The sequence below is a fragment of the Mesorhizobium sp. M0145 genome, from assembly GCF_040322355.1.
Lineage (GTDB): Bacteria > Pseudomonadota > Alphaproteobacteria > Rhizobiales > Rhizobiaceae > Mesorhizobium.
This window is the reverse complement of record NZ_JAMYTK010000064.1, coordinates 1-2,167: the sequence shown is the minus strand read 5'-3', so window position 1 is coordinate 2,167 and position 2,167 is coordinate 1. Positions and strand designations below refer to the sequence as shown.

2 pseudogenes are annotated in these 2,167 nt (G+C 63.3%); one reads left to right on the top strand and one right to left on the bottom strand.

Features of this window, described 5'->3' with window-relative positions:
* Positions 1-86: 86 nt before the first annotated feature.
* Positions 87-335 (top strand): annotated as a pseudogene (locus NKJ28_RS32905) (IS66 family transposase); the annotation flags it as partial.
* A gap of 27 nt (positions 336-362) precedes the next feature.
* On the opposite strand, the pseudogene NKJ28_RS32900 reads toward NKJ28_RS32905, so the two are convergent.
* Positions 363-1,982, bottom strand: a pseudogene (locus NKJ28_RS32900) (recombinase family protein); the annotation flags it as partial.
* Positions 1,983-2,167 lie beyond the last annotated feature (185 nt).

The following is a 2,167-nucleotide window of genomic DNA, read 5'->3' as shown; positions in this document are numbered from 1 at the left end:
GACTGTTCGCGTGACCGAGAACGGCGCGAAGTCACTGAGCAGAATGTCTCGTGACCTGCTGGTCAATTACTGACTTTTAAGGGTATATCGAGCGCGAGATCAACGGCCTGTCGCCGGCCCAACGCCACGCGGTGCGCCAAGAGCGGAGCGTGCCGTTGGTCACCGAACTCGAGCGCTGGATGATTGAGACGCGCGACAAGCTCTCGCGCGGGCACGATCTGACCAAGGCCTTCAACTACATGCTGCGCCGCTGGTCATCCTTCACCCGGTTCCCCGACGACGGGCGGATCTGCCTATCGAACAATGCAGCCGACCGAGCCCTGCGCGGCATCGCGAAGACTGATTCATTATGCACCTCCTTTTCAAATGGCGGAAAACAGCGGTTCCTGGTTGTCGTCGTGGATGCAACGCGGAGTATTGCGCGCCAGTTCGGCCTTAATCCGTTCGTCTTCGAGGTCGCTGGCGCGGATCTGGTATGGCGCGCCCCGAACAAGCTGACGGGCGGGAAGAATTTGCTCCTTTAAGAGGCGGCGAACGGTGTGGTTGGTGCGTTCAACTCCCTGGCTGCTTCCATCATGGTGCGCCATTCGCTGGTCTTGTCGGCCGAGAGATACGCATCGATCCCATTGACACGACGGATTGAGCTCACCCGTTTGGCGGTCCAGCTTTTGTTTTGTCCGGTGCGCAAACCCATCCGATTGAGAGAGGCGGCAATATGGTCGTCGGCCCAGCGCCCCGCCATGCTGGGGATGACCTCCAGGGCGTCCTGGGAAGTGGTGCATCCATGCTCGCCCGACTTCGGCTTGCGGACCCGCAATTGCGAGCGCTGGCCGCCGCGCCAATGGATCGTCAGGATGACCTCGCGTGTCGCTTCGTCGACGTCCGCAATGATGTCGGTGACGAGCGCGCGAAGGAGTCGTTGGCGAGTGCGCATGGTTACGCCCGGAGCTTTCCACGCAGCGTCGAGATCCTCGGCCAGCCCGGCGAAGTTGGGCGGAGCGGCCGCCGGGTCCGGCGTCTGCTCCGCCTTCGGTCGTGTCTCGCACGCCTCGACGCGACTAAGCGCCATCTCCCAACTCTTCTCGAGCTGCGCGGCAATGAGGCGATTATCGGGACCGCACGCAGCATAGCGCCGCTCCGCGAGCGAGGCTTCGTATCGAGCCTGTTGCAGCTCGAGCTCCACGATGCGCTGCTGTTCACTGCGAGCTTCCATGCACCTCCGTCCGGCCTCCATTGCCGCCTCGATCGCCATCGGTTCGACCGCGCGGAGCAGCTCTTTGGCGACTGCGGCGTCGACGCGGAGACCGCCGAACGTAAAGCACCGGGGCAGTCCGAGCATCAGGTTAGGACGATCACAGCGGTAGACGGGCTGACCCGGCGGACGGCCTGAGTAGCTTACCATCAAACGGCGCCCGCAACGTCCACAGGAAAGTAGCCCGCCAGCAGAGCCCGTCCGCCGCGGCCGGACTTCGCCCCTCCGACCTTGGCATAGTTGTTGACGGCAAGCTGCTTCTGGTTCCGTTCGAACTCGGCCCAGCCGACATAGCCGTCGTGGTGATCCTTCAGGAGAACCTCCCACTCCTCAAGCGGCTTGCGGTGGCCGTAACTCGTTCGGGCGCGTCCATCGACGATCTCGGTGCGCTTCTCGCCTTTGCCGTAAGCATAGGCGCCTGCGTAGAACGGGTTTTGAGCACCGAAATCACATTGCGGTAGCGGATCGGCGTCCATTCGAAGCTGACCAGCTTCTTGCCGTCGGACGGCCGGGGGAAGTGGACCTGCTCTGCAAACAGCCACAGGAATACCTGCCGCGCACTGCCGAACTCGCGGAACCGGGCGAAGATCAGCCGGATCACCTCCTGGATGCGGAGGTCGGGATCGAAACCGAGACCGATCTCGCGGTGCCAGATATAGCCAATCGGCACGCTGATGCGCAGCTCGCCGCGGCGCGCCTTGGCGCGCGCGGCATCAAGCATGCGCGTCCTAGCCCGGCGCACAGCGATGCCACCAATCGCTCGAAGCCAGGTCGCGCCACCGATCAGGACGAGACGACCTGGCTGCAGGTGAAGTTCGCCGCCATCAACAATTGCCGCCCGTGGGCAAACAGAAGCGCTACAGTCCGCAGGTTCTGACCCACATCCACACCCTCGAGGAGAATCCGCCGCCCGGT